This is a genomic window from Pseudomonas sp. c313, from assembly GCF_055407145.1.
In genome coordinates this window covers 929,356-952,841 of the sequence record NZ_JBUZRD010000002.1, presented here as the reverse complement: position 1 = coordinate 952,841, position 23,486 = coordinate 929,356, and the positions used below count along the sequence as shown (strand labels likewise).

At 59.7% G+C, this 23,486-nt stretch carries 17 protein-coding genes and 1 pseudogene; 15 read left to right on the top strand and 3 right to left on the bottom strand.

What is annotated here, in order from left to right; genetic code table 11:
- Positions 1-95 precede the first annotated feature (95 nt).
- Positions 96-1,538 carry a mechanosensitive ion channel domain-containing protein gene (locus tag ACZRKZ_RS09330; protein WP_463981432.1) on the top strand — a complete coding sequence of 481 codons (1,443 nt, stop codon included), beginning with the start codon at positions 96-98 and terminating at the stop codon, positions 1,536-1,538.
- 123 nt (positions 1,539-1,661) lie between these two features.
- Positions 1,662-1,927: pseudogene (locus ACZRKZ_RS09325) on the top strand (carboxymuconolactone decarboxylase family protein).
- Here the strand turns inward: ACZRKZ_RS09325 and ACZRKZ_RS09320 are convergent.
- Positions 1,928-4,132, bottom strand: a complete 2,205-nt coding sequence (locus tag ACZRKZ_RS09320; protein WP_463981431.1) for a TonB-dependent siderophore receptor — start codon at positions 4,130-4,132, stop codon at positions 1,928-1,930. It lies immediately after the preceding pseudogene.
- A gap of 203 nt (positions 4,133-4,335) precedes the next feature.
- On the opposite strand from ACZRKZ_RS09320, the gene ACZRKZ_RS09315 reads away from it, so the two are divergent.
- Complete coding sequence (locus ACZRKZ_RS09315) at positions 4,336-5,115, top strand: acetoin reductase (RefSeq protein ID WP_463969304.1); 780 nt, start codon at positions 4,336-4,338, stop codon at positions 5,113-5,115.
- A 119-nt stretch (positions 5,116-5,234) separates the two neighbouring features.
- Here ACZRKZ_RS09315 and ACZRKZ_RS09310 read toward each other — a convergent pair whose 3' ends face one another.
- On the bottom strand, positions 5,235-7,100 hold the full coding sequence (locus ACZRKZ_RS09310) for a sigma-54-dependent Fis family transcriptional regulator (RefSeq protein ID WP_463981430.1): 1,866 nt from the start codon (positions 7,098-7,100) through the stop codon (positions 5,235-5,237).
- Between the two features lie 309 nt (positions 7,101-7,409).
- Here ACZRKZ_RS09310 and ACZRKZ_RS09305 point away from each other — a divergent pair, with 309 nt between their 5' ends.
- Genes ACZRKZ_RS09305 through ACZRKZ_RS09295 form a run of 3 tightly spaced genes read left to right on the top strand, consistent with a single transcriptional unit; the run spans position 7,410 to position 10,552 of the window.
- A complete protein-coding gene (locus ACZRKZ_RS09305; RefSeq protein ID WP_463981429.1) occupies positions 7,410-8,387 on the top strand; it encodes a thiamine pyrophosphate-dependent dehydrogenase E1 component subunit alpha in 978 nt (325 codons plus the stop codon).
- Between the two features lie 39 nt (positions 8,388-8,426).
- A complete protein-coding gene (locus ACZRKZ_RS09300) occupies positions 8,427-9,446 on the top strand; it encodes an alpha-ketoacid dehydrogenase subunit beta (RefSeq protein WP_463969307.1) in 1,020 nt (339 codons plus the stop codon).
- Positions 9,443-10,552, top strand: a complete 1,110-nt coding sequence (locus ACZRKZ_RS09295; protein WP_463981428.1) for an acetoin dehydrogenase dihydrolipoyllysine-residue acetyltransferase subunit — start codon at positions 9,443-9,445, stop codon at positions 10,550-10,552. The genes ACZRKZ_RS09300 and ACZRKZ_RS09295 overlap by 4 nt, the downstream gene beginning before the upstream one ends.
- Positions 10,553-10,615: 63 nt before the next feature.
- On the opposite strand, the gene ACZRKZ_RS09290 is transcribed toward ACZRKZ_RS09295, so the two are convergent.
- Complete coding sequence (locus ACZRKZ_RS09290; RefSeq protein ID WP_463981427.1) at positions 10,616-11,527, bottom strand: helix-turn-helix domain-containing protein; 912 nt, start codon at positions 11,525-11,527, stop codon at positions 10,616-10,618.
- A 162-nt stretch (positions 11,528-11,689) separates the two neighbouring features.
- Here ACZRKZ_RS09290 and ACZRKZ_RS09285 point away from each other — a divergent pair, with 162 nt between their 5' ends.
- The 9 genes from ACZRKZ_RS09285 to ACZRKZ_RS09245 all read left to right on the top strand — a co-directional run bounded on the left by ACZRKZ_RS09285 (position 11,690) and on the right by ACZRKZ_RS09245 (position 23,479).
- Entirely contained in the window at positions 11,690-13,048 is a 1,359-nt protein-coding gene (locus tag ACZRKZ_RS09285; protein ID WP_463981426.1) for a glutamine synthetase family protein, read from the top strand.
- A gap of 79 nt (positions 13,049-13,127) precedes the next feature.
- Positions 13,128-14,216: a polyamine ABC transporter substrate-binding protein gene (locus ACZRKZ_RS09280; RefSeq protein ID WP_463981425.1), complete on the top strand. Its 1,089-nt coding sequence runs from the start codon at positions 13,128-13,130 to the stop codon at positions 14,214-14,216.
- The gene (locus ACZRKZ_RS09275; RefSeq protein WP_463981424.1) at positions 14,213-15,511 is read left to right on the top strand and encodes an NAD(P)/FAD-dependent oxidoreductase; all 1,299 of its coding nucleotides are present in this window, start codon (positions 14,213-14,215) and stop codon (positions 15,509-15,511) included. The genes ACZRKZ_RS09280 and ACZRKZ_RS09275 overlap by 4 nt, the downstream gene beginning before the upstream one ends.
- A 94-nt stretch (positions 15,512-15,605) precedes the next feature.
- Entirely contained in the window at positions 15,606-16,961 is a 1,356-nt protein-coding gene (locus ACZRKZ_RS09270; protein WP_463981423.1) for an MATE family efflux transporter, read from the top strand.
- A gap of 80 nt (positions 16,962-17,041) precedes the next feature.
- Positions 17,042-17,542, top strand: coding sequence for a sigma-70 family RNA polymerase sigma factor (locus ACZRKZ_RS09265; RefSeq protein WP_463981422.1), 501 nt, complete (start codon positions 17,042-17,044; stop codon positions 17,540-17,542).
- Positions 17,543-17,574: 32 nt separating this feature from the next.
- Positions 17,575-18,546, top strand: a complete 972-nt coding sequence (locus tag ACZRKZ_RS09260) for a FecR family protein (protein ID WP_463981468.1) — start codon at positions 17,575-17,577, stop codon at positions 18,544-18,546.
- Positions 18,547-18,642: 96 nt separating this feature from the next.
- On the top strand, positions 18,643-21,048 hold the full coding sequence (locus tag ACZRKZ_RS09255; RefSeq protein ID WP_463969314.1) for a TonB-dependent siderophore receptor: 2,406 nt from the start codon (positions 18,643-18,645) through the stop codon (positions 21,046-21,048).
- A gap of 354 nt (positions 21,049-21,402) precedes the next feature.
- Positions 21,403-22,275 (top strand): hypothetical protein, encoded by an 873-nt coding sequence (locus tag ACZRKZ_RS09250; RefSeq protein WP_463981421.1) that lies wholly within the window; start codon positions 21,403-21,405, stop codon positions 22,273-22,275.
- Between the two features lie 241 nt (positions 22,276-22,516).
- A complete protein-coding gene (locus tag ACZRKZ_RS09245; RefSeq protein ID WP_463981420.1) occupies positions 22,517-23,479 on the top strand; it encodes a hypothetical protein in 963 nt (320 codons plus the stop codon).
- Positions 23,480-23,486: the final 7 nt, after the last annotated feature.

Sequence of the window (23,486 nt, the reverse complement as noted above, 5' to 3'; positions counted from 1 at the left end):
CTGTTTTGCAGCGTTGCGGGTATTTGCATTCTGGCCCTATACCCGCCATCCGCTTTTCATGCGATCTTCACCCCATTCGCCCTGGAGTCGCCTGGATGCTCTCATTTATCTCCGATCACCCGATGCTCTGCGCCGTGGTGTTGATCCTCATCGACATCGCCGTCTGGCGCCTTTTCTCCGTCAACCCCGGCAACTGGAAGTTGGTGGCACGCCTGGTGATCTTTGCCGTATTCAGCGCTGTGCTGTTCAACGACGGCATGAACCCGATGCTGATCGCGCCCTATGCCGACAACACGCCCTTGCACTTGGCTGCCACGGCCTTGCAGATCGGCTGGTGGTTGTTTGCCGCGCGCACCCTCACGGTGTTGCTCGGTGCGCTGATGATGCAACGGGTCGGCCACACCGGGCGGTTGTTGCAGGACCTGATGGGCGCGGTGATTTTCCTGATCGCCATCATCGCCGCCATGGCCTACGTGCTCGACCTGCCGGTCAAGGGCGTGCTGGCCACCTCCGGCGCCGTGGCGATCATCGTCGGCCTGGCGTTGCAAAGTACCTTGAGCGACGTGTTTTCCGGGATTGTGCTCAATACCACCAAGCCTTATCAGCTTGATGACTGGATCTCTATCGACGGCACCGAAGGCCGGGTCACCGATATCGACTGGCGCGCCACGCGCCTGCAAACCTCCCAGGGCAGCATGGCGGTGATTCCCAACTCGCTGGCGGCCAAGGCCAAGATCATTAATTTCTCGCGCCCGGCAGACATGTTCGGCCTGGCGGTGAGCCTGCAAGTCAGCCCCCATGCGCGACCGCAAACCGTCCTTGATGCCCTGGAGCGGGCCATGCAAGGCTGCCGGCCGCTGCTGGCCAAACCTGCACCCAGTGTCGCCTTCAAGACCTCCGCCAGCGGTGGCGTGGAATATGAAATCAGCGGCTTTGTGCCGGCCATGACCCTCAAGCGTGAGGTGCGCAACCAGCTCTACGACCTGGCTTATCGGCACTTGCAGGCGGCGGGGGTGAGCTTGCTGTCATCCGCCGAAAGCGCCACGCCTGTTCCCACTTCCCGGGCGCGGACGCTGCTGGAAAGCTCGAACATTTTCTCCACGCTGCGCCAGGAAGAGAAAGAAACCTTCAGCCAGAACATGACCCTGCAAACCTTCCGCGCCGGCGACATGATCCTGCCTGAAGGCGAGATCAGCGATCACCTGTTCATCATCGAATCCGGGGTGATTTCGGTGATCCTGAGCAAGGCCGGGCACAAGTTTGAAGCGGGTCGCATGGGGCCGGGCGAAGTGATTGGGGAGGGCGGGATATTGTCGGGCCAGGCCATGCAGGCGGACTTCACCGCCAAGACCTACTGCACCCTGTACCGTATTGAAAAGGAATACCTCAAACCGTGCCTGGACGCGCGCCACGACATCAGTGAAGCGATGAAAAACCTGCTGGATTTCCGCTTGCACGCAGCGCAGAGCCTGACTCAGGAAAGCCCTGTGGTGCCGGTGAAAAAGGGCTTTATGCAGTGGTTGCGCAGCCGCACCTGACTCTGATTTGCGTAGCAGCATGGGCTTGCATTGGCTACCTGCTCTTCGTCCGAATTGGCTATTTGTCCACGCCTGTGAGGTGACTAAGCTGGTCACCAATCCCCACAGTCCTGGAGCATCACCATGCAAGCTCGTACCGATTTTTACACCGCTTCCCCCGATGCGATGAAAGCCATGCTCGCCCTCGAAGCCGCAGTCGGCAAACTCTCCATCGAACTGCCGCTACTGGAACTGGTGCGCCTGCGTGTCTCGCAGATCAATGGCTGTGCCTTCTGCCTGGACATGCACATCGCCGATGCCCGCAAGAGCACGTCGACCTGAGCGTGGCCATTGCCACCATCAACAGCTGGAACCGCCTGGCAGTGGGCTTTCGCAAGATGCCTAAATAGTTAGAAGTTCACCGACGCGCTCAAGCGCGCCGTCAACGGTGCGCCCTGGAACAGATAGTCATCGCCCATGTACTCGCCCGCGTCGCGCCAATAGCGCTTGTCGAACAGGTTGTCGACGCTCAGGCGAAACACCGTTTCATAGCCGTCGATGCGTGTGCTGTAGCGGCTGCCGACATTGACCACCGCGTAATCCCCCACCTCAACTTGCCCGGTGCGATTGGCGTACTTGCTGGCGCTGTATTGCACGCCACCGAGCACGGCCAGGCCATCAACCCAGGGCAGGGCGTAGTCGGCGTAGAGGCTGGCCCGCAGCTTGGGCACGTTGATCGCCTGATGGTCTTCGTACTCCGGCGTGCCACTGCCGCTGACGCGGGCGCGAATCGCCGCCACGCTGGCGGCAATCTGCAAGCGCGAGGTGGCCCAGCCGTTGGCGGACAATTCCAGGCCGGTATTTTTCTGCTCGCCCTGTTGGACGTAGGTGTAGTCGCCGGCTGCATCCGGCTTGGCGTATTGGTAGGCCTGGCGGGTCTGGAAAACGGCGGCGGCGAAGCTGATACGGCGCCAGTCGTATTTGACGCCGGCTTCGATTTGCCGGGAGACGGTTGGGGCGAGGGTTTCGAAACTGTTGAGGGCAAACCACGGTGCTTCGCCACCCAGGGACAGGCCCTTGCTGTAGCTGGTGTACAGCGACAGGTTTTCTATCGGCTTGTAGATCAGCGCCGCCTGAGGCAGGAATACATATTGCTGGGTATGGCGGGACTCGTTGCCGTCCTTGTCGTAGGCCTGTTCGTCGAGGCGCACTTCACGGCCGCCCAATACGGTCTGCCATTGCTCGTTGAAGCTGATGCGGTCGGTGACGAACAGCCCGTACTGGCGGCTGTCGAGGCGGCGGTGGCTGTCGTTCAGTGGGCCGTCGTAAGCCGGGAAGTTTTCTGGGTCATGATCGATATTGCCCGTGCCGAGCACTGTGCCGTCAGGCAGCATATTTCTCATGAAATTGATCGGTTCACGCTTGTCTACAACCCGCCGAAACGCGCTGGTCCCAAACGTCAGCTCATGCCCCAGGCCACCGGTGTTGAACAACCCGGTCATTGCCGCCTGGATTTCGTCATTGCGTCGGGTGTCATCGGGGCTGCGGAAGTCGTAGATGTCGTAGTTGCCTTCGGGGCTGAAGTAGTTCGGTACCTTGGCCGCCGAGCAGTTGGTCGAACCGTAGCAACCCCAGGCAAACGAACTGTAATCATCAATCACCACCTTGCTGCGGGCCGCGCTGACACTGCCTTTCCACTGATCGCTGAAGCGGTACTCGAACTTGCCATTGAGGTTCAGCGAATCGATGCCCACCTGCTTGGCGCCGCTCTGATGGCCCAGCAGCTTTTTCGGCGAAGCGTCGTGGGGCACTTCGGTACCGCCAAGCAACTGATACCCCGGCACCGAACGCTGCTCCTTGTTTTGATACTCCGCGTCCAGTTGCAGCACCGCGTCGGGGCTGATGTTCCAGTCAAACGCCAGGGACAGGAAATCCCGCTGACCATTGGCGTGTTCGACATAGGAGTTGAGGTCTTCATGGGCGACGTTGGCTCGCAGGCCGAACTGCTGCTCGCTGCCAAACCAGCCACCGACATCGGTAGCGATATAGCCGCTGCCACGATCATCGGTGGACACCGTCACCGAACGCACATCTTCCGGGCGCTTGGTCACGTAGTTGATCACGCCGCTGGGCTCGGAAATCCCGCTTTGCAGGCCCGACAAACCCTTGAGTAATTCCACCTGCTGCTTGTTTTCCAGGGCGACGTTCTGCTCGCCGGTGATGGTGCGGCCATTGATTTTGTAGCTGCTGGCGGCGTTCAGGGAAAAACCGCGCACCACGAAATTTTCGTAATAGCCGATGGGCGCATAGCTTTCACCGACCGAGGCATCGTTGCGCAGCACTTCGCTGAGCAAGCGCGCCTGCTGATCCTTGATCAAGGATTCGTTGAACACCGCGATCGAGGAGGGCGTGTCCAGTAACGGCGCTTCGTCGAAACCGCCCACCGAGGCGGTGTCGTTCTGGTAGCCAGACGTGTCCTGCCCCTGGATTTTTACCGCTGGCAGCTCTATTTCAGCGGCCAGGCTGCTGCTTATGCCGCCGCTGAGCAGCAGGCCAAGGGTGAGCACATCAAGGGCAAAACGCGAGGTAACGGCAGGACGAAAACGCAAAACCATGGGGGAAGGCCTGAGAGCGCAGAGCGAAGGGCGCCTAAACTAGGCATAACGACGCTGGTTTACAAGTTTTCGACAATGGTTCGCTTTGGGTTGAGCCCTTGAGACATCCCGTCTCAGGTCCCACGCCAATCAGCAAAGCCCTCGACGCCCAGCCCTTGCATCTGCGATAGACAAGTCTTCTGTCACCGTTAAAGGAGATCGTCATGAGCATCGCTGGAAAGGTTGCACTGGTAACCGGCGCCGGGCAGGGGATTGGCCGGGCCATCGCCCTGCGCCTGGCGGCGGACGGCGCCGACATTGCCTTGGTGGACATCAACAGCGCCAAGATCGAGGCGGTGGCGGCCGAGGTCGTGGCCCTTGGGCGTAAAGCGTCGGTGTTTGTCGCCGACGTCTCGCAACTGGAGCAAGTGGTCGCGGCGGTCGAACATGCCCACCAGACCCTGGGCGGCTTTGATATCATCGTCAACAATGCTGGGGTGGCACAGATTGACGCGTTGTTGGACGTGACGCCCGAGCAAGTCGACCGCACCCTGCGCATCAACGTCCAGGGCACACTCTGGGGGATTCAAGCCGCGGGCAAGAAATTCAAGGCGCTCAAGCAGAAGGGCAAAATCATCAATGCCTGCTCCATCGCCGGCCATGACGGCTTTGCCTTGCTCGGCGTGTACTCGGCCAGCAAGTTTGCTGTGCGTGCCTTGACCCAGGCTGCCGCCAAGGAACTGGCCAGCGATGGGATTACCGTCAACGCCTATTGCCCAGGCGTGGTGGGGACCGATATGTGGGTTGAGATCGACAAGCGCATGGCCGAGATTACCGGGGCCAAGGTGGGGGCGACGTATGACAAGTTTGTGAGCGGGATTGCCCTCGGGCGGGCAGAAACGCCAGAGGATGTGGCGGGGTTCGTTTCGTACCTGGCGGGGCCGGATTCTGACTACATGACCGGGCAGGCGCCGTTGATTGATGGCGGCATACTTTACCGCTGAGTCATTCCTCCTGTGGTGAACCTACACATCTTCTGAGCACTGATCCCCTTAGGAGCGGCATTGGGGCAAGTTCGCTCGCCACAGGAGGTTTTCTAAGCTTCAAAATCAGCGGCTTTTGATCAGTGTTTCCCGGGCATATCAATCCCCAGCTGATTGACCCGTCGATACAAGGTCGCCCGTGAAATTCCCAACGCCTGCGCTGTTGGCACTGGCTTCCAGCGATGACGAATCAATGCATCCAACACCAACTGCCGCTCAGGGCTGACACTCTCCTGCACTTGGGCCTGCGCATGCTCACCACGAATCTCCACCGGCAAATCCGCCACCTGAATCGTTGCCCCGTCACACACCGCACAGGCATAGGCCAGCACATGGCGCAATTGCCGAACGTTCCCTGGCCAGGCGTAACCCAGCAGCAATTCCAACGCCGCCGCGCCGATGCCCACCGACACGCCGCTATTGCGGGCTTCCTGCTCCAGCAGTTGATTGAGCAATGCCAGCTTGTCCGTACGCTCACGCAACGGCGGCAGGCAGAAACGCGCGCAACCCAGGCGAAAGTACAGGTCCTCGCGAAAGGTTCCGCCGCTCACCAGCGCCGCCAGGTCGCGGTGGCTGGCGCAGATCACCTGGATATCCACAGCCTGGGTTTTCGCTGCGCCCAACGGCGCCACTTCGCCTTCGGCCATCACCCGCAGCAAGCGAGTTTGCAAGGCCAGCGGCATGTCGCCGATTTCATCGAGAAACAGCGTGCCGCCATCGGCCTGTAGCAACAGCCCGGTCACGCCCTTGGTCGACGCACCGGTAAAGGCGCCGGCCACGTAGCCGAATAGCTCGCTTTCAATCAGATTTTCCGGAATCGCTGCGCAATTGACCGCGACAAAAGGCCCGTCGCGCCGAGCACTGTGTTCATGCAACTGACGAGCGAAGACTTCCTTGCCTGCGCCGGTTTCGCCTTGCACCAGCACAGGCAGGTTGCGGTCCTTGACCCGCACAGCCAGGCGCATGTGTTCTTCCATGCGGGGGTCGATCTGGCTATTGGCCGATACCAAGGCGCGCGGCGGTTTGCGCCGGGGCGCACTGACCCGCACCTGCAACGCTCCAGGTTCCCCCAGCCAGTGCAAGTGCTGCGAGGACTGAGCGGTGACCGCTCGCAAGGCGTCCAAGTTGAAAACCTCGCCGATATGCTCCGGTACCTTGCCAAAGCGCAGGCGTAGGGCCTGGCGCGCCTTGCTGTTGAGGGCTTGCAGGCGGCCATCGTTATCCCAGGCCAGTAGCAGGTCCGGTTGGCTGTCGACATAACCGGGCGTGCTGTGGGCCTGCAATACCCAATGCTGGCGGGCGCTGTGCATAAAAAACGCGTTCTCGATGGCCCGCGCGCTTTGCGCCACCATCTGGCGCACCAGGTGTTGGCTACGCCGGTCATCCGGGGATTTGAGGGCCGAGGCGTCCATCACACCCAGCAGGTTGCCCTGGGGATCGAAGATCGGCGCGGCGGAGCAGGTCAGGCCGATGAAGGCGGCGCGAAAGTGATCGCGCTTATGCACGGTCACCGCAGCCTTGCTGGTCAGCACCGTGGCCACGCCGCAGGTGCCTTCCTCGGCTTCCGACCAACAGGTGCCCAGGTACAGGCCAGCCTTGCGGCAATCGGTGCGAATGGCGGCGTCGACCCGGTGGTCGATGGTCTGGCCCTGGGCATCGGTGAGCATCACGCAGTAGTCGGCATGGCGCACCCGGCTGTGGATCTGCCCGACTTCTTCACTGGCAATGCGCAGGAACAGTTCGGCGCGTTCGCGGCATTCCTTGAGCAGCGATTCGGTGAGGATGCGCGGCCCTTGCAGGGAACCGGGGTCGAGGTGGTGCTGCTCCATGGAGCGCCGCCAGGAATCGCAAATCAGCGACGGCACCGGAGCCTGGGGCAGGCGGTCGGCATTACGAACCACGCGACTGACGCAGTCGACATGGTCCTTGGAGTTCACGGCGAGCATTGAAGCCTCCGGTTCTCGGTCTTTGTTGTTATGCCCGCCATTAAGCGCGCAACGGTGGCAGGGGACAAGCGCGTACCGACCACAGGCCAGGCTGAGACGCAGCGTCTCACCGGGGCTGAGACAGCGCGGGCAGCTTGCAACGGCGCGTCTCATTCTGCGGGCATCAGGAGCGTCGGAACAACCGTCTGGCACTGCTCTGGGTCAAGGCTTTTCCAGGTTTTTGCGCAGCTTGGCACAGGCTGTGCTCAATGCCATGCAGCTGGCCTGATCCAGCCTTTTGTGTGTCGAGACAACCTGGAGAACAACAAGATGTCCACTCACCTGTCCACCGATCAATTGCTCCATGCCTACACCGTGATGCGCACCATCCGTGATTTTGAAGAACGCCTGCACGTTGAATTTGCCACCGGCGAGATCCCCGGTTTCGTCCACTTGTATGCCGGGCAGGAAGCCTGTGCCGCCGGGGTCATGGCCCACCTTAACGATGAAGATTGCATTGCCTCCAACCACCGTGGCCACGGCCATTGCATCGCCAAGGGCGTGGATGTGTTTGGCATGATGGCCGAAATCTATGGAAAAAAAACCGGCGTCTGCGGCGGCAAGGGCGGCTCCATGCACATCGCCGATCAGGAGAAGGGCATGCTCGGCGCCAACGGCATTGTAGGTGCCGGTGCGCCGCTGGCAGCAGGCGCGGCCCTGGCGGCCAAGCTCAAGGGCAGCCAGGGCGTGGCCGTGGCGTTTTTTGGCGACGGCGGCTCCAACGAAGGTGCGGTGTTTGAAGCCATGAACCTGGCCTCGATCATGAACCTGCCGTGTCTGTTCGTTGCCGAGAACAACGGCTATGCCGAAGCCACCGCGTCCGGCTGGTCGGTGGCCTGCAAGGACATCGCCGACCGCGCAGTGGGTTTCGGCATGCCGGGGGTGATCGTCGACGGCAATGATTTTTTCGCCGTACACCAAGTCCTTGGGGTGGCCGTTGAGCGGGCGCGCAGTGGCAGCGGACCGACCTTGGTGGAGGTTAAGTTGGGCCGCTACTACGGCCATTTTGAGGGCGACGCGCAGACCTACCGTGGCCCCGATGAAGTCAAAAACCTGCGGGAAACCCGAGACTGCCTGACTCTGTTTCGCCAGCGCTGCATGGCCGAAGGCTGGCTCGATGCCGGGCAGTTCGAGCGTATCGATCTTGAGGTCGCCCAGTTGATCGAAGATGCCGTGCGCCTGGCCAAGTCCGACCCCAAGCCCCAGGCCGCCGACCTGCTCAGTGATGTCTACGTCGCTTACCGCTAGAACCCACCCATTACAAAAACAATCCGTGGAGATTTCATCATGGCTAGAAAAATCAGCTATCAGCAGGCAATCAACGAAGCCCTGGCCCAGGAAATGCGCCGCGACCAGAGCGTGTTCATCATCGGTCAGGACGTCTCCGGCGGCACTGGAGCGCCTGGTGAACAGGACGCCTGGGGCGGTGTGCTCGGCGTCACCAAGGGCCTGTACCCGGAGTTTCCCGACCGCGTGCTGGACGCGCCGCTGTCGGAGGTCGGTTATGTCGGCATGGCGGTGGGTGCTGCCACCCGTGGCATGCGCCCGGTGTGCGAATTGATGTTCGTCGACTTTATCGGCTGCTGCCTGGACCAGTTGCTCAACCAGGCTGCGAAGTTTCGCTACATGTTCGGCGGCAAGACCACTACGCCCCTGGTGGTCCGCGCGATGTACGGCGCCGGCCTGCGCGCCGCTGCCCAGCACTCGCAAATGCTCACCTCGATGTGGACCCACATCCCTGGCCTTAAAGTGGTGTGCCCGGCCACGCCCTATGACGCCAAGGGCATGCTGATCCAGGCGATCCGCGACAACGACCCGGTGATTTTCCTCGAACACAAAATGCTCTACAGCCTCCAGGGCGAAGTGCCAGAAGAGCTGTACACCGTGCCCTTTGGTGAAGCCAACTTTCTGCGCGAAGGCAACGACGTGACTCTGGTGACTTACGGGCGCATGGTTCACATCGCCATGGAAGCGGCGGCCAACCTGGCCCGCCAGGGCATCGACTGCGAAGTGCTGGACTTGCGCACCACCAGCCCGCTGGATGAAGACAGCATCCTTGAAAGCGTGGAGAAAACCGGGCGCCTGGTGGTGATCGATGAGTCCAATCCACGCTGCTCCATTGCCACCGACATCAGCGCCTTGGTGGCGCAGCGGGCGTTCGCGTCCCTGCGGGCACCCATCGAAATGGTCACTGCGCCCCATACGCCGGTGCCGTTCTCCGATGCCCTGGAAGACTTGTATATCCCCAACGCGGCGAAGATCGAAGCGGCGGTGTTGAAGATCGCTGACAAGAGGAACGCTGTATGAGCCAGATCCATACACTGACCATGCCCAAGTGGGGGTTGTCGATGACCGAAGGCCGGGTGGATGTCTGGCTCAAGCGGGAAGGCGAGCGAGTCGAGAAGGGCGAGGAAGTGCTGGATGTTGAGACTGACAAGATTTCCAGCAGCGTCGAGGCGCCGTTCAGCGGGGTGTTGCGCAGGGTGTTGGCGAAGACTGACGAAACCTTGCCAGTGGGCGCACTGTTGGCGATTGTGGTGGAGGGCGAGGCCAGTGAGGCCGAGATTGACGCAGTGATCGAGGCATTCCAGGCCGGATTTGTCTCGACTGCCGAGCAAGCCGAAGCTTCAGGTCCGTCAGCGCAGAAAGTCGAAGTGGGCGGGCGCTTGCTGCGTTATCTGGACCTCGGTGAAGACGGTACGCCACTGGTGCTGGTCCATGGTTTTGGTGGCGACCTGAACAACTGGCTGTTCAACCACCCGGCGTTGGCCAGCGAACGGCGGGTGATTGCCCTGGACCTGCCGGGGCATGGCGAGTCAGGCAAGGCCCTGCAAAACGGCAACCTGGGCGAGTTGAGCGAAGCCGTGCTGGCATTGCTTGATCACTTGAACATCGAGCGGGCCCATTTGGCCGGGCATTCCATGGGTGGGCTGGTGTGCCTTGACATTGCCCGTCAGGCACCCCGGCGAGTGGCGTCCCTGACCCTGATCGCCAGTGCCGGCCTGGGCACTGAGATCAACGGCGACTACCTGCAAGGTTTCACCGAGGCGAACAACCGCAATGCTCTCAAACCGCAGTTGATCCAACTGTTCAGCGACCCGGAGCTGGTCAATCGACAGATGTTGGAGGACATGCTCAAGTTCAAGCGGCTGGAAGGCGTGGATCAGGCGCTGCGGCAAATCATCGGGCAGTTGTTCAGCGGTGGCCGGCAGTTGATGGATTTGCGCAATGTGGTGGGGCAACAGCTGAGCCTGGTGATCTGGGGTAGTGACGACGCAATTATTCCAGCAAGCCATGCCCAGGGGTTGGAGGCCCTGGTGGAGATCCTGCCGGGGCAGGGGCATATGGTGCAGTTGGAAGCGGCGGAGCGGGTTAATGAGTTGATGGCGGCGTTTCTCAAAACCCAAGGCTAGTAGAGAAAAAAGGAGTTTGCCTGCGATGGCCATCGCAGGTAAACCACGCACATGGATAGCATGTCACCGAAGTTTCTGGTGGCGCTTCAGAGTCTCGCTGGGCAACTCCTGGAACAACGCCCGATAACTATTGGAAAACCGCCCCAAATGCCAAAACGACCATTTCATTGCCACCTCGGTCACGGTCGTCTCCACTGACGGCGGATTCAATAGTTCCCGCCGCGCACTGTTCAACCGACGCAGCCTCAACCATTGCGCCGGGCTTATTCCGGTGTAGGACTTGAAGCCGTTTTGCAACTGGCGCAACGGCACCCCGGCAATGCGCGCCAGCTCCATCAGGTTGACGGTTTCATCCGGCATATCCGCCGCCCATTCACCGATCCGCGCCATGATGATTCGCTCTTCGGTACGGCGCTGAAACGAACCCTTGTCCAGGCATACGCAAGCGTTATCGAGAATGAACAGGCAATCGTCCAGCAACTGCTGAGTCAGGGCGTCGCAGCTGGGCGCATCGATTACTTGTGACAAGCGAGTGAGCGTTGTGCTGAGCCAGCGACTGAACAGGGCGTTTTGCAGCGAATTAAGCGGGGCCATGAACAGCCCTTCCAGTTTCGCAACGTCCAGGGCATGCCTCTGGACAAACTGCGGGCCAAATACCACCGCCACTTCACGGTAGTTCTCTGGCGTGATCCAGATGTTGCGGCTTTCGCCATTGAGCATATACAGCGCGTTGTCGCTGCCATCGAAGCAGAACGCCAACGAACCCGGCGGCGCGTTGAAATTTTGCTCCACACGCGTGTTCATCCGCTCTTCGTACACATGGACCCCTTGCAGGTCGAGATAGCGAATATGCCCGGCAAAATGCCCCGGGGACATCTGCTGATACTGCTGTACCCAGCCGGGTGTCGCACTGCATTGGGCGGCCACATCACCGGTGGTGAAGGCCTGTACGCGCAAAGCTGTTGCCTGTGTCATGGGTAACCTGGGCGCACTCTATTGGTGCGTTATGGTTGGCGAAAAGTGGATAGATGCCGTCGAGAGGCGGGTTCAAGATAGACCTCAACGCGCTGCGGGGGAAGTGGGCCATTGGAGCCTGATCGAACTGCCGGCGCTTTTCAAACCTATACCGAGGTCTTTATGCACACCCCCTTCGATCAGCTGTCCGACTGGTTGAAAGAACACAAGATTATCAAAGTCGAATGCGTGATCAGTGACCTTACTGGCATCGCACGCGGCAAGTTTGCACCCACCAACAAGTTCCTGCATGAGCGAGGCATGCGCCTGTCGGAAAGTGTCTTGTTGCAAACGGTCACCGGGGACTTTGTCGACGACGACATCTACTACGACCTGCTGGACCCGGCCGGTATCGACATGATCTGCCGCCCGGTATCCAACGCCACCTACGTCGTGCCGTGGGCCATTGAGCCCACTGCCATCGTCATTCACGACACCTTCGACAAGCACGGCAACCCCATCGAACTGTCGCCGCGCAACGTGCTGAAAAAGGTCTTGCAGCTCTACACCGACCGGGGCTGGCAGCCGATTGTCGCACCGGAAATGGAGTTCTACCTGACCCAGCGCTGCGAAGATCCGGACCTGCCGCTGAAAACCCCGCTAGGCCGCTCAGGTCGCGCGGAAAGCGGCCGCCAGTCGTTTTCCATCGACGCCGCCAACGAATTTGATCCGCTGTTCGAAGACGTCTACGACTGGTGCGAAGCCCAGGGCCTGGACATCGACACGCTGATCCACGAAGACGGCCCGGCGCAGATGGAAATCAACTTCCGCCACGGCGACGCCCTCGACCTGGCAGACCAGATCACCGTGTTCAAGCGCACCCTGCGCGAAGCGGCGCTCAAGCACAACGTCACCGCGACCTTCATGGCCAAGCCGGTGGCCGACGAGCCTGGCAGCGCCATGCACCTGCACCAGAGCGTGGTGGATATCGCCACCGGCCAGCCGGTGTTTGTCGACGATGACGGCAAGATGAGTCAGTTGTTTTTGCACTACATCGGCGGCTTACAGACGTACATCCCCAAGCTGCTGCCGATGTTTGCGCCGAATGTGAACTCGTTTCGCCGCTTCCTGCCGGAGACGTCGGCGCCGGTCAACGTCGAGTGGGGCGAAGAAAATCGCACCGTCGGCCTGCGCGTGCCCACTTCCAGCCCCGACGCCATGCGCGTGGAAAACCGCCTGCCGGGAGCCGACGCCAACCCGTACCTGGCCATCGCCGCGAGCCTGTTGTGCGGCTACCTGGGGATGATCGAAAAGATCGAGCCGAGCGCCCCAGTGCAAGGCCGAGCCTACGAGCGGCGCAGTTTTCGCCTGCCGATCACCCTCGAAGACGCCCTGACCAAGATGGAAGAGTGCGAAACCATCAAGCAGTACCTGGGCGACAAGTTTGTCCGTGGCTACGTCGCGGTCAAGCGTGCCGAACACGAGAATTTCAAGCGGGTGATCAGTTCCTGGGAGCGCGAGTTTTTGTTGCTGAGCGTCTAACGCCCTAAACACGCCTCGACAGCTTGTCGTCGTGGGTGGGCGATTACATAACAATAAAATCATGCAAAGGGGTGTCGATATGCGTCGTGTGAAAAAGCTTCTTCCACTGGCCTTGGCGGTGTTGTTCAGCGCTACGAGTCAGGCCGCGCCGACGGTCAGCGTCTACAACTGGACCGACTACATCGGCGAGACCACCCTGGTCGACTTCCAGGCCAAGACCTCGATCAAGGTGATCTACGACGTGTTCGACTCCAATGAAACCCTGGAGGGAAAACTGCTGGCGGGCCGCACCGGCTATGACGTAGTGGTGCCATCCAACCACTTTTTGGCGCGTCAGGTACAAGCAGGGGCGTTTCTGAAACTGGATCGCTCGCAGTTGCCAAACTACAAGAATCTGGACCCCAAACTGCTCACGCTGCTGGAGAAAAACGACTCGGGCAACGCGCATTCGGTGCCGTATCTGTGGGGCACAAACGGCATTGGCTATAACGTCGACAAGGTCAAGCAGGTGCTGGGCATCGACCATATCGATTCCTGGGCGGTGTTGTTTGAACCCGAGAACCTGAAGAAGCTCCACCAGTGCGGCGTGGCTGTACTGGACTCGGCGGATGAAGTGTTCCCGGCGATCCTCAACTACATGGGCATGGACCCGCTCAGTGAGAATCCTGAAGACTACAAAAAGGCCGAAGCCAAGCTGTTGACCCTGCGGCCGTACATCACCTATTTCCATTCATCCAAGTACATCTCCGACCTGGCCAACGGCGACATCTGCGTGGCCTTCGGTTACTCCGGTGACGTGTTCCAGGCCGCCAACCGTGCCAAGGAAGCCAACAACGGCGTCAACATTGCCTATTCGATTCCCAAGGAAGGCAGCAACCTGTGGTTTGACCTGTTGGCCATTCCGGCGGACGCCGCCAACCCGAAAGAAGCCCACGCCTTTATCAATTACCTGCTGGACCCGCAGGTGATTGCGAAGGTCAGCGCCTCCGTCGGCTATGCCAACCCGAACCCCGCAGCCAAGGCCTTTATGGACCCGCAATTGGTGAACAATCCTGAGGTGTACCCGCCCCAGGAAGTGCTCGACAAACTCTACATTTCGACCACCCCAAGCCCGGCGATCATGCGCGTGATGACTCGCAGTTGGAGCAAAGTGAAGTCCAATCAATGAATCTCTCGTCTTCAGACCACGCCCGGTCCTACTACCTGGCTTCGGCCAACGCCATGCCCCGGCATCCATCACTGGACGCTGACCTGAGCGCCGATGTCTGCGTGATCGGCGGTGGTTTCACCGGAGTCAACACCGCCATTGAATTGGCCCAGCGCGGACTTTCGGTGATCCTGCTGGAAGCCCGGCGCATTGGCTGGGGCGCCAGCGGGCGCAACGGCGGGCAGTTGATACGCGGAATCGGCCATGACGTCTCCGGTTTTGCCCGCTATGTGGGCGAGGAGGGCGTGCGTTACCTGCAACAGGCGGGAATCGATTCGGTGGCGCTGGTGGGCGAGCGCATCCGCGAACACGCCATAGACTGCGACTTGCGCTGGGGCTTTTGCGAACTGGCCAACACGCCAGCGCAGTTCGCGGCGTTTCAGGGTGAGCTGGAGAGTTTGGCAACCTTGGGTTATGCCCATGAAACCCGGCGGGTGGGACCGCAGGATATACAGCAGGTGGTGGGTTCGGGTTTGTATGCCGGAGGCCTGGTGGATATGGGCTCAGGACACCTGCATCCGCTGAACCTGGTCGTGGGGGAGGCCCGCGTCGCTGCATCCCTTGGTGTGCGAATCTTCGAAAACACCCCGGTGCTGGAATTGATCCATGGCGATACGGTGCAGGTGCGTTGTGAGTTTGGTACCGTGCGCGCGGGCAGCCTGGTGCTGGCGTGCAATGCGCATCTGGAAGACCTGGAGCCGCGCTTGAGTGGCAAGGTGCTTCCCGCTGGCAGCTATATCATCGCTACCGAACCGTTATCGATTGAAGTAGCTAGCCAGTTGATCCCGCAGAACCTGGCGTTGTGTGACCAGAAGGTCGGGCTCGATTACTACCGGCTTTCGGCAGATCGCCGTTTGTTGTTTGGTGGTGCCTGTCATTACTCCGGTCGTGACCCGGTAGATATTGCCGCTTACATGCGGCCGAAGATGCTCAAGGTCTTCCCGCAACTGGCCAGCACCGCCATTGAGTTCCAGTGGGGCGGCAAGATCGGCATCACCGCCAATCGGTTTCCCCAGGTGGGCCGGCTCAGCCAATACCCCAATGTGTTCTACGCCCAGGGCTATAGCGGCCATGGCCTTAACGTTACTCATTGGTGCGCGCGGTTGCTGGCTGAAGGCATTCACGCCGGGCACAGCCAGGGCCTGGATATTTTCAGCCGGGTGCCACACATGACCTTCCCCGGCGGCAAGGCGTTGCGCTCGCCACTGCTGGCGCTGGGGATGTTGTGGTATCGGCTGCGGGAGATGTTGCATTGATCGTCGAGCCCGAGTGCGGATAAAGCGCAGCGCGATTGGATCCATTTACGGTATAACCCCTCGGTCGCTTTGTTCTCCCGAGGCCCCGCATTTCATGCAAAACCCTTTGCAACGCCCGCTGTGGCAGGTCTACCTGATCTTTCTGGCACCGATGGTGCTGTCCAATTTCCTGCAGAGTTTTTCCGGCACCCTCAACGGCATTTATGTCGGGCAAATGCTCGGCACCCAGGCGTTGGCGGCGGTATCGGGGATGTTTCCCATCGTGTTCTTTTTTATCGCCCTGGTGATCGGCCTGGGGGCGGGCGCCTCGGTGCTGATCGGCCAGGCCTGGGGGGCGCAGGAGACGGGCCTGGTGAAGTCGATCACCGGTGCCACCTTGACGCTGGGTGCGTTGATCGGGGTGATCGCGGCGGTGTTGGGCAGCCTGTTCGCCCGCCCGGCGATGCAGGCCCTGGGCACGCCGGCGGATGTGCTGGACGACGCGGTCGGCTATGCACAGATTATGATGTTGATCATGCCGCTGCTGTTGGTGTTTATCCTCTACACCCAGTTGCTGCGGGGGGTGAGCGACACGGTGTCGCCGTTGTTGGCATTGGTGGTGTCGACACTGGTGGGCCTGCTGCTGACCCCAGCGCTGATTCGCGGCTGGATCGGCTTGCCGCCCATGGGTATTCAGAGCGCGGTGTGGGCCGGGCTGGTAGGCAACGCCCTGGCCATGTTGTTTCTGGTACTGCGCCTGCGCCACAAAAAACACGTTATGGCGCCGGATCGCGAACTGCTCAAGGCCCTGCGTCTGGACCGCGCGATCCTCGGCAAGGTCTTGCGCATCGGCTTGCCCACTGGCTTGCAGATGGTAGTGCTGTCGCTGTCGGAGCTGGTAATCCTGGCGCTGGTCAACAGCCATGGTTCCCAAGCCACGGCGGCTTATGGCGCGGTGACGCAGATCGTCAACTATGTGCAATTTCCGGCGCTGTCGATTGCCATCACGGCCTCGATCCTCGGCGCCCAGGCCATTGGTGCGGGACGCCTGGAACGCATCGGGCCGATCTTGCGCGCGGGGCTTTTGATCAACACTTGCCTGACGGGCGGGTTGATTGTGCTGGGCTATGTGTTGTCCCACTGGTTGCTGGGGCTGTTCATCACCGACAACGAAGCGCGGATCAAGGCCGAGCACCTGCTGCACATCATGCTCTGGAGCATCCTGGTGTTCGGCTTCCAGGCGGTGGTGGGCGGGATCATGCGCGCCAGTGGCGTGGTGTTGATGCCGGTGGCGATCTCGATTTTCTGCGTGCTGGGGGTGGAGTTGCCGGTGGCGTATCTGCTCAATGCGCGGTTTGGGCTGGAAGGGGTGTGGATGGCATTTCCGGTGACGTATTTGACGATGTTGGCGTTGCAGACGGCGTATTACCGGTTGGTTTGGCGGCATAAGCAGATTAAGCGGTTGGTTTGAATGGCCTGGGCGACGGGAAGCAATTGCTCCACTTAATAGGAAGCATTACTATTCACGCCCCGCCTACCCAGTGCATCCCGATGACTCCTCAGCCGCCCCGCAGAACAGGCTTTTTCGAGCACTACGAAGAGTTGATCGGGACCTGGACGCGTCGCCTGAGAAACCGTCAGCAGGCTGAGGACCTGGCTCACGATACCTTCGTGCGGGTGCTTGAGTCCAAATCGACCCAGGTCGAGCAGCCTCGCGCCTATCTGCATCAGACCGCGCGCAATATCGCCGTTGATGCCTATCGTCGCGAGGACCGGCGGGAGGCGATGGCGTTGCAAGCCGTTGATCAGAGTTCGCCACCCAGCGGCGACCCGGAGCACTTCATGCACGCGATCCAGTTGGCGGCCTCCATCGAGCGGGCCTTGGCCGAGTTGCCGCTCAATTGCCGCAAGATTTTCATCTGGCAAAAGATCGAAGGGCTGACCCAGCAGGAAATCGCCGAGCGCCTGGGGCTTTCTAAAAACATGGTGGAAAAGTATATGATCCGCACCCTGCGGCATCTGCGCGAGCGCCTGGACGCGATAGCCCCATGACCCATGCCCGTTTTGAAACAGGACCTTCCATGATGGATGCCCGTGAGTGTGCCGGCGGCAGTGCGACGACCCGAGACGAGGCTGCGCAATGGTTCGTGCGTCTGCAGGACAGCCCGTTGAGCACCGAGGAACGCAGCTGTTTCGACGCCTGGCGTGAGGAAAGTCCTGAGCATCAGTACGAATTTGACGTGTTGCAAGGGCTGTGGAGCGCCACTGATTTGTTGCCCAAGGATCGGTTACAGGCGTTGTGCGATACGCCACCGGCACGTACCAAGCGCCGCCCGTTGCTGCGTTATGCGGTGGCGGCCAGTGTGTTGGCGCTCGCCGTTGGCCTTGGGCTGTTTAGCGGCTTGAATCATCCGCAGGCTTATGAGGCCCAATTCAGTACAACCCTGGGTGAGCGCCGTCAGGTCGCGTTGCCGGACGGTTCGCTGATGGACTTGAACAGTCGCAGCGTGGTGATTGTGCATTACGAAAAGGGCCAGCGCGGCATTGAACTCAAGCAGGGCGAAGCGATGTTCAGTGTCGAGCACGACAGCAGCCGGCCCTTTGTGGTCAAGGCCGGAGCAGGGCAGGTGACGGTCACCGGTACCCGTTTCGACGTGCGCCGCGATGAGGATCAGACCCGAGTAGTGGTAGAGGCCGGTACGGTCAAGGTGCAGGGCCGATCCCCGGAGCATCTCGTCACGCTGACGGCAGGCCGGGGCACGGCGATTGATGGTCAGGGGCTGGTGGCGGCGGCTTACGCCGTCAATCCAGAAGAACTCACAGCCTGGCGCACGGGCAAGCTGGTGTTCAACAACGCGACCCTCGGTGAAGTGGCCCGGGAAGTCTCCCGCTACCGTGAGCAACCGCTTCGGGTCAGCACGGCGGCGAGCACTCTGCGCCTGACCAGCGTGTTCAAATCCAACGACACCGACGCGTTGCTCAAGGCCTTGCCGCACATATTGCCGGTGGCCCTGCGCACACTTCCCGACGGCAGCCAGGAAATAATTTCACGCTAGATTCAGGTTTTTTCCGAGTTCTTCGTCTTCTTGTCCAACTGCAACTGGTTTGCATTAACAGACGCACTCTCTTGCGATCACAGGACTAGGTTCGACGTGAAAAAACTCGCCGTGAAAAACAATAAATTGTTCCGTTGGGTTCCACTGGCCCTGGCTCTTGCGGTCAGTGCCGCGATCCCGGCGGCCTATGCTGACGACGCCATTCATATCCAGGCTCAACCCTTGAGTTCGGCGCTGAGCCAGCTGGGGCAGCAAACTTCCCTGCAAGTGTTCTTCAGCCCAGACATGGTGGCCGGCAAGCAAGCGCCTGCGGTGGACGGCAACCTGTCGCCAGAACAAGCCTTGCGCCAATTGCTGCAAGGCAGCGGCCTGGACTACCAGATTGATTCCGGGTCGGTGACGCTGCGCCCGTTGTCCGGCGGCACCGGTGAAGCCGGTTCGCCCTTGGAGCTGGGCGCCACCGACATCAAGGTGGTCGGCGACTGGCTGGGCGATGCCAATGCTGAAGTGGTGCAAAACCACCCCGGCGCGCGAACGGTGATTCGCCGCGAAGCCATGGTAGAGCAGGGCGCGATGAACGTCGGTGACGTGCTGCGGCGCGTGCCGGGTGTGCAGGTGCAGGAGTCCAACGGTACCGGTGGCAGCGATATTTCCCTCAACGTCGGCGTGCGCGGCCTGACGTCGCGCCTGTCGCCACGTTCCACGGTGCTGATCGACGGCGTACCGGCGGCCTTTGCTCCGTATGGTCAGCCTCAGCTGTCGATGGCGCCGATTTCCGCTGGCAACCTGGACAGCATCGACGTGGTGCGCGGCGCCGGTTCCGTACGTTATGGGCCACAGAACGTCGGCGGCGTGATCAACTTCGTGACCCGCGCGATCCCCGAGAAGTTCTCCGGTGAAGTCGGCACCACCCTGCAAACCTCCGCTCACGGCGGCTGGAAGCATGTGGAAAACGCCTTTATCGGTGGCACGGCCGACAACGGCATCGGTGCGGCGCTGCTGTACTCCGGAGTCAACGGCAACGGTTATCGCAACAGCAACAACGCCAACGACATCGACGATGTGATTTTCAAGACCCACTGGGCGCCGACCGATCAAGACGACTTCTCGCTGAATTTTCACTACTACGATGCCAGTGCCGACATGCCCGGCGGCCTGACCCAGAAGCAGTTCGACGCCAACCCGTATCAATCGGTGCGTGACTGGGACAACTTCAGTGGCCGGCGCAAGGATGTGTCCTTCAAATACATCCGGCAGATCGACGACCGCACCCAGGCCGAAGTGCTGACCTATTACTCGGACAGTTTCCGTGGCAGCAACATCGCCAACCGCGACCTGAAAGCCCTCAGTTCCTACCCGCGCACCTACTACACCTTCGGCATCGAGCCACGGGTGTCCCATGTCTTTGACCTTGGCCCCACCACCCAGGAAGCCAGCATCGGTTATCGCTACCTGAAAGAAGGCATGCACGAGCAGGCCACCAGCCTGGCACTGGTCAACAACCTGCCCACGCCGGTCGGCCAGAATGACGGCCATGTCTACCAGGACCGCACCGGTGGCACCGAGGCCAACTCATTTTATATCGATGACAAGATCGACGTGGGCAAATGGACCATCACGCCGGGCATTCGCTTCGAAAGCATTCGCACCGAATGGCATGACCGCCCGGTGGTGGCGCTGAACGGCACCACGGTCCAGGAGAAACGTCGCCAGATCAAAAACAATGAACCGCTGCCGGCACTGAGCGTGATGTACCACCTCTCCGATGCCTGGAAACTGTTCGCCAACTACGAAACGTCTTTTGGCAGCCTGCAATACTTTCAGCTCGGCCAGGGCGGTAACGGCGACCAGACCGCCAACGGCCTGCAACCGGAAAAAGCCAAGACCTACGAGATCGGTACGCGCTACAACGACAACGTCTGGGGCGGCGAAGTGACGCTGTTCTACATCGACTTCTCTGATGAGCTTCAATACGTCAGCAACGACGTGGGCTGGACCAACCTCGGTGCCACCAAACACACCGGTATCGAGGCCTCGGCCCATTACGACCTGGCGAACCTGGACCCGCGCCTGGAAGGCCTGACCGCCAATGCCGGCATCACCTACACCAAGGCCACCTCCGAGGGCGATGTGCCGTTCAAGGGCCGTGACCTGCCGCTGTACTCCCGAGAAGTGGCGACCCTGGGGCTGCGTTACGACGTCAACCACTGGACCCACAACCTCGACGTCTACGCCCAGTCCGGTCAGCGTGCGCCGGGTACTACCAGTACCTACGTCACCCAGCCCACCGCTGACGGTCAGTACGGTGATATCCCAGGCTACGTGTCGGTCAACGTGCGCAGCGGCTACGACTTCGGTGCGCAACTGTCGAACCTGAAACTGGGCGTCGGTGTGAAAAACGTCTTCGACCAGCAGCACTACACCCGTTCCAGTGATAACAATGCCGGGCTTTACCTGGGCGAACCGCGCACGTTCTTTGTGCAGGCCAGCGTAGGTTTCTAAGTACCCGCTCAAGCAGACTCTTACAGAGTGCGCAATGCAGGTCTGTGGGAGTCTATTTAGCTTGATAGAGGACGTTGGGCCTTTCCAATCGGTTCCATACTCGACATTGAGTCGGCGTGATGACTAGGTGATTCAAGTGGGTAGGACTATTCCTGCCGATGAGTATTGGCTGATTATTATCTGACGGCGCAATAAGGACTGTTAACAGATTTATATCGGATTTTTCCATCAGCCAATAACGCATAAAAATCATATCGAGGAACCAACTCTGCTGGCTTGCCACATAACGTGTACTTGCTGGCGCCCGGACGTCGGCAAGTGGTGTGTTTTCACAAACTGAGCAGAGGGTTTCACATGACATACGCACAAACTGAGTTTCGCAGTAGTAATGGAGTGATTGTGTCCATTTCTGCCGGTCAAAAGCCTGATCCTCAACAGGCGATGTCCGGCATGCAAAGCACCTGTTGCCCGCGACAGCATTCAGGGTATCAATCGACACAGGCTCCGTTTGTATTCAACGGAGGGGGGGCGCCGCAAGGGCTTCAATTCTTTGAATCGCAACGCCAGAACCAGGTTTTTGGCTCCCCGAATATGATGGACTTCACACGTTCGAACTCATTCCAGGCACCGGGCAATAACGCGGCGCCCTCTTATGGCCAGGCACAGACTTCCTATACGAACCCGATCCAGCGGCTCTATATGAATATGATGAATTTTTTCATGCAGATGATGGGTCAACCTCCTATGGGTGGGGGCGGCCCAGGTTGGGGTGGAGGCATGCCCGCCCAGCCGGGGAATGGCTGTGGGCCCGGAGTTTTCCCGCAGCCTTTGCCGGATCCGGGGTATTGCCCGCCGCCATCCTACGGGCAACCCCCCAGAAATGAGTTCTCCCAGCAGTCTGATGCGAGTCTTGCCCAAGCACTGCAAAACAGCTTTGGCACGTTCGAAGATCCGAAACGACGTGGATATATCTCTGAAAAATCACTCAAGGCGATTGCTGATCGTCCATATCCTTCCGGTAATTTCTCGCAGGATCGTGACACTCTGCTGGCTCAAGAGTACTTGATGCGTCCCAATCTTCTCGGGCTTTCAGATAAACACTCTGAAACCGGAAAGTATGACGGGCTTATTGATCGAAAAAATCTACAGATTGCAGTAGATAAGTCCAGGGGTAATAGCAATCCGTATTACGGTGACGGAGTAAAAGTATCGTCTTCGCCAAGCTAAAGCCAGGTGGTTTTCGTCCACACTATTCATAGATATTGAAGTCGTAATGACCTGCCTTGAGCCGCTGACAACTGCATCTGGATAAACTTGAGGTGTCTTGTCAGCTTTGCTCAATGGGCAGGAACCATTTTCGCTGGTTTGCCACACAGGTTTTGCTTGCCCCGCATTAATAGACGACCTGTTCTCGGATATTACGGTTGTCAGGGCCAAGGCATCACAATTCAAATATGTGGAGTGAATTATGACTAACAACGGTATCAATTCCGGCGGCACACGACCTTTCATACCGCCGAATATTAAGGCAATACTTGGCCCGGAGCAGCGGGCAGCCCCGGTGGCATCCGGTGGAACGGGTTACACTCGTCCGGGAATGGATGCCCGAGCGCTTGGTGCACCTGGTCAAGTCACTGCTTATGCCGCCCCTTTGCAGTTTCCAGGCATGCCTTCCCCCCAGACCCGGCACGTGGACTTTCAGAACATCCATGGCGGGATGCAGACTTCTGGAAATCCCTACGTCAGTTCGCCGGACAACCTGTTGGCAACTGCCTTGAAGAACAACTTCTCAGAGCTGGATAAATTTAAAAAAGATGGAAAATTGACTCAATCCTCCCTGCAGAAAATCGCTGCTGAAAAAGTGGGCGAGAGTGAAGGGCAGGACCGCAACATCATGCTGGCCAAGGCGATCCTCAATCGTCCGCGCTTGAACGAAGCGATCCTTGGCAATGGTGGCAAAATCACCGAGAAAAGCCTTGCCGAGGCGGCTGACAGCCTGGTGGGCAACACCGACCCCAATACGCAGAGCGCTGATCCGTTTCATTCAATGAGCAACGCCCAACTCGTCAAGGCGTTTAGAGGCGTATTTGATGATTTGAGGGACAAGTCAGAAGACCGGTCATTCTTTTTCGAAAAACACCGTTACGTGAATAAAGACAAGCTCATCGAGATGAGCAAGGACCCTGACGAAGTCGACAAGAGCGCGAATGTGGTCCTCGATCCAGCGAATGGGTTGCCCAAGAAAAAATACAGCGAACAACAGGTTTACATGGCAAAGAACCTGGTTGAACGTCCTGGCTTGCTGGCCTCGTTGGACAGCACCAAAGCCAACGGTACCAATATTTTTGGCAGCCACAATGACGATGGCTGGCTAAAGAACTACAGCATTGATCGCTGGCTGAAGAACGACAAGAAAGAAAAGGACATGTGACACATCC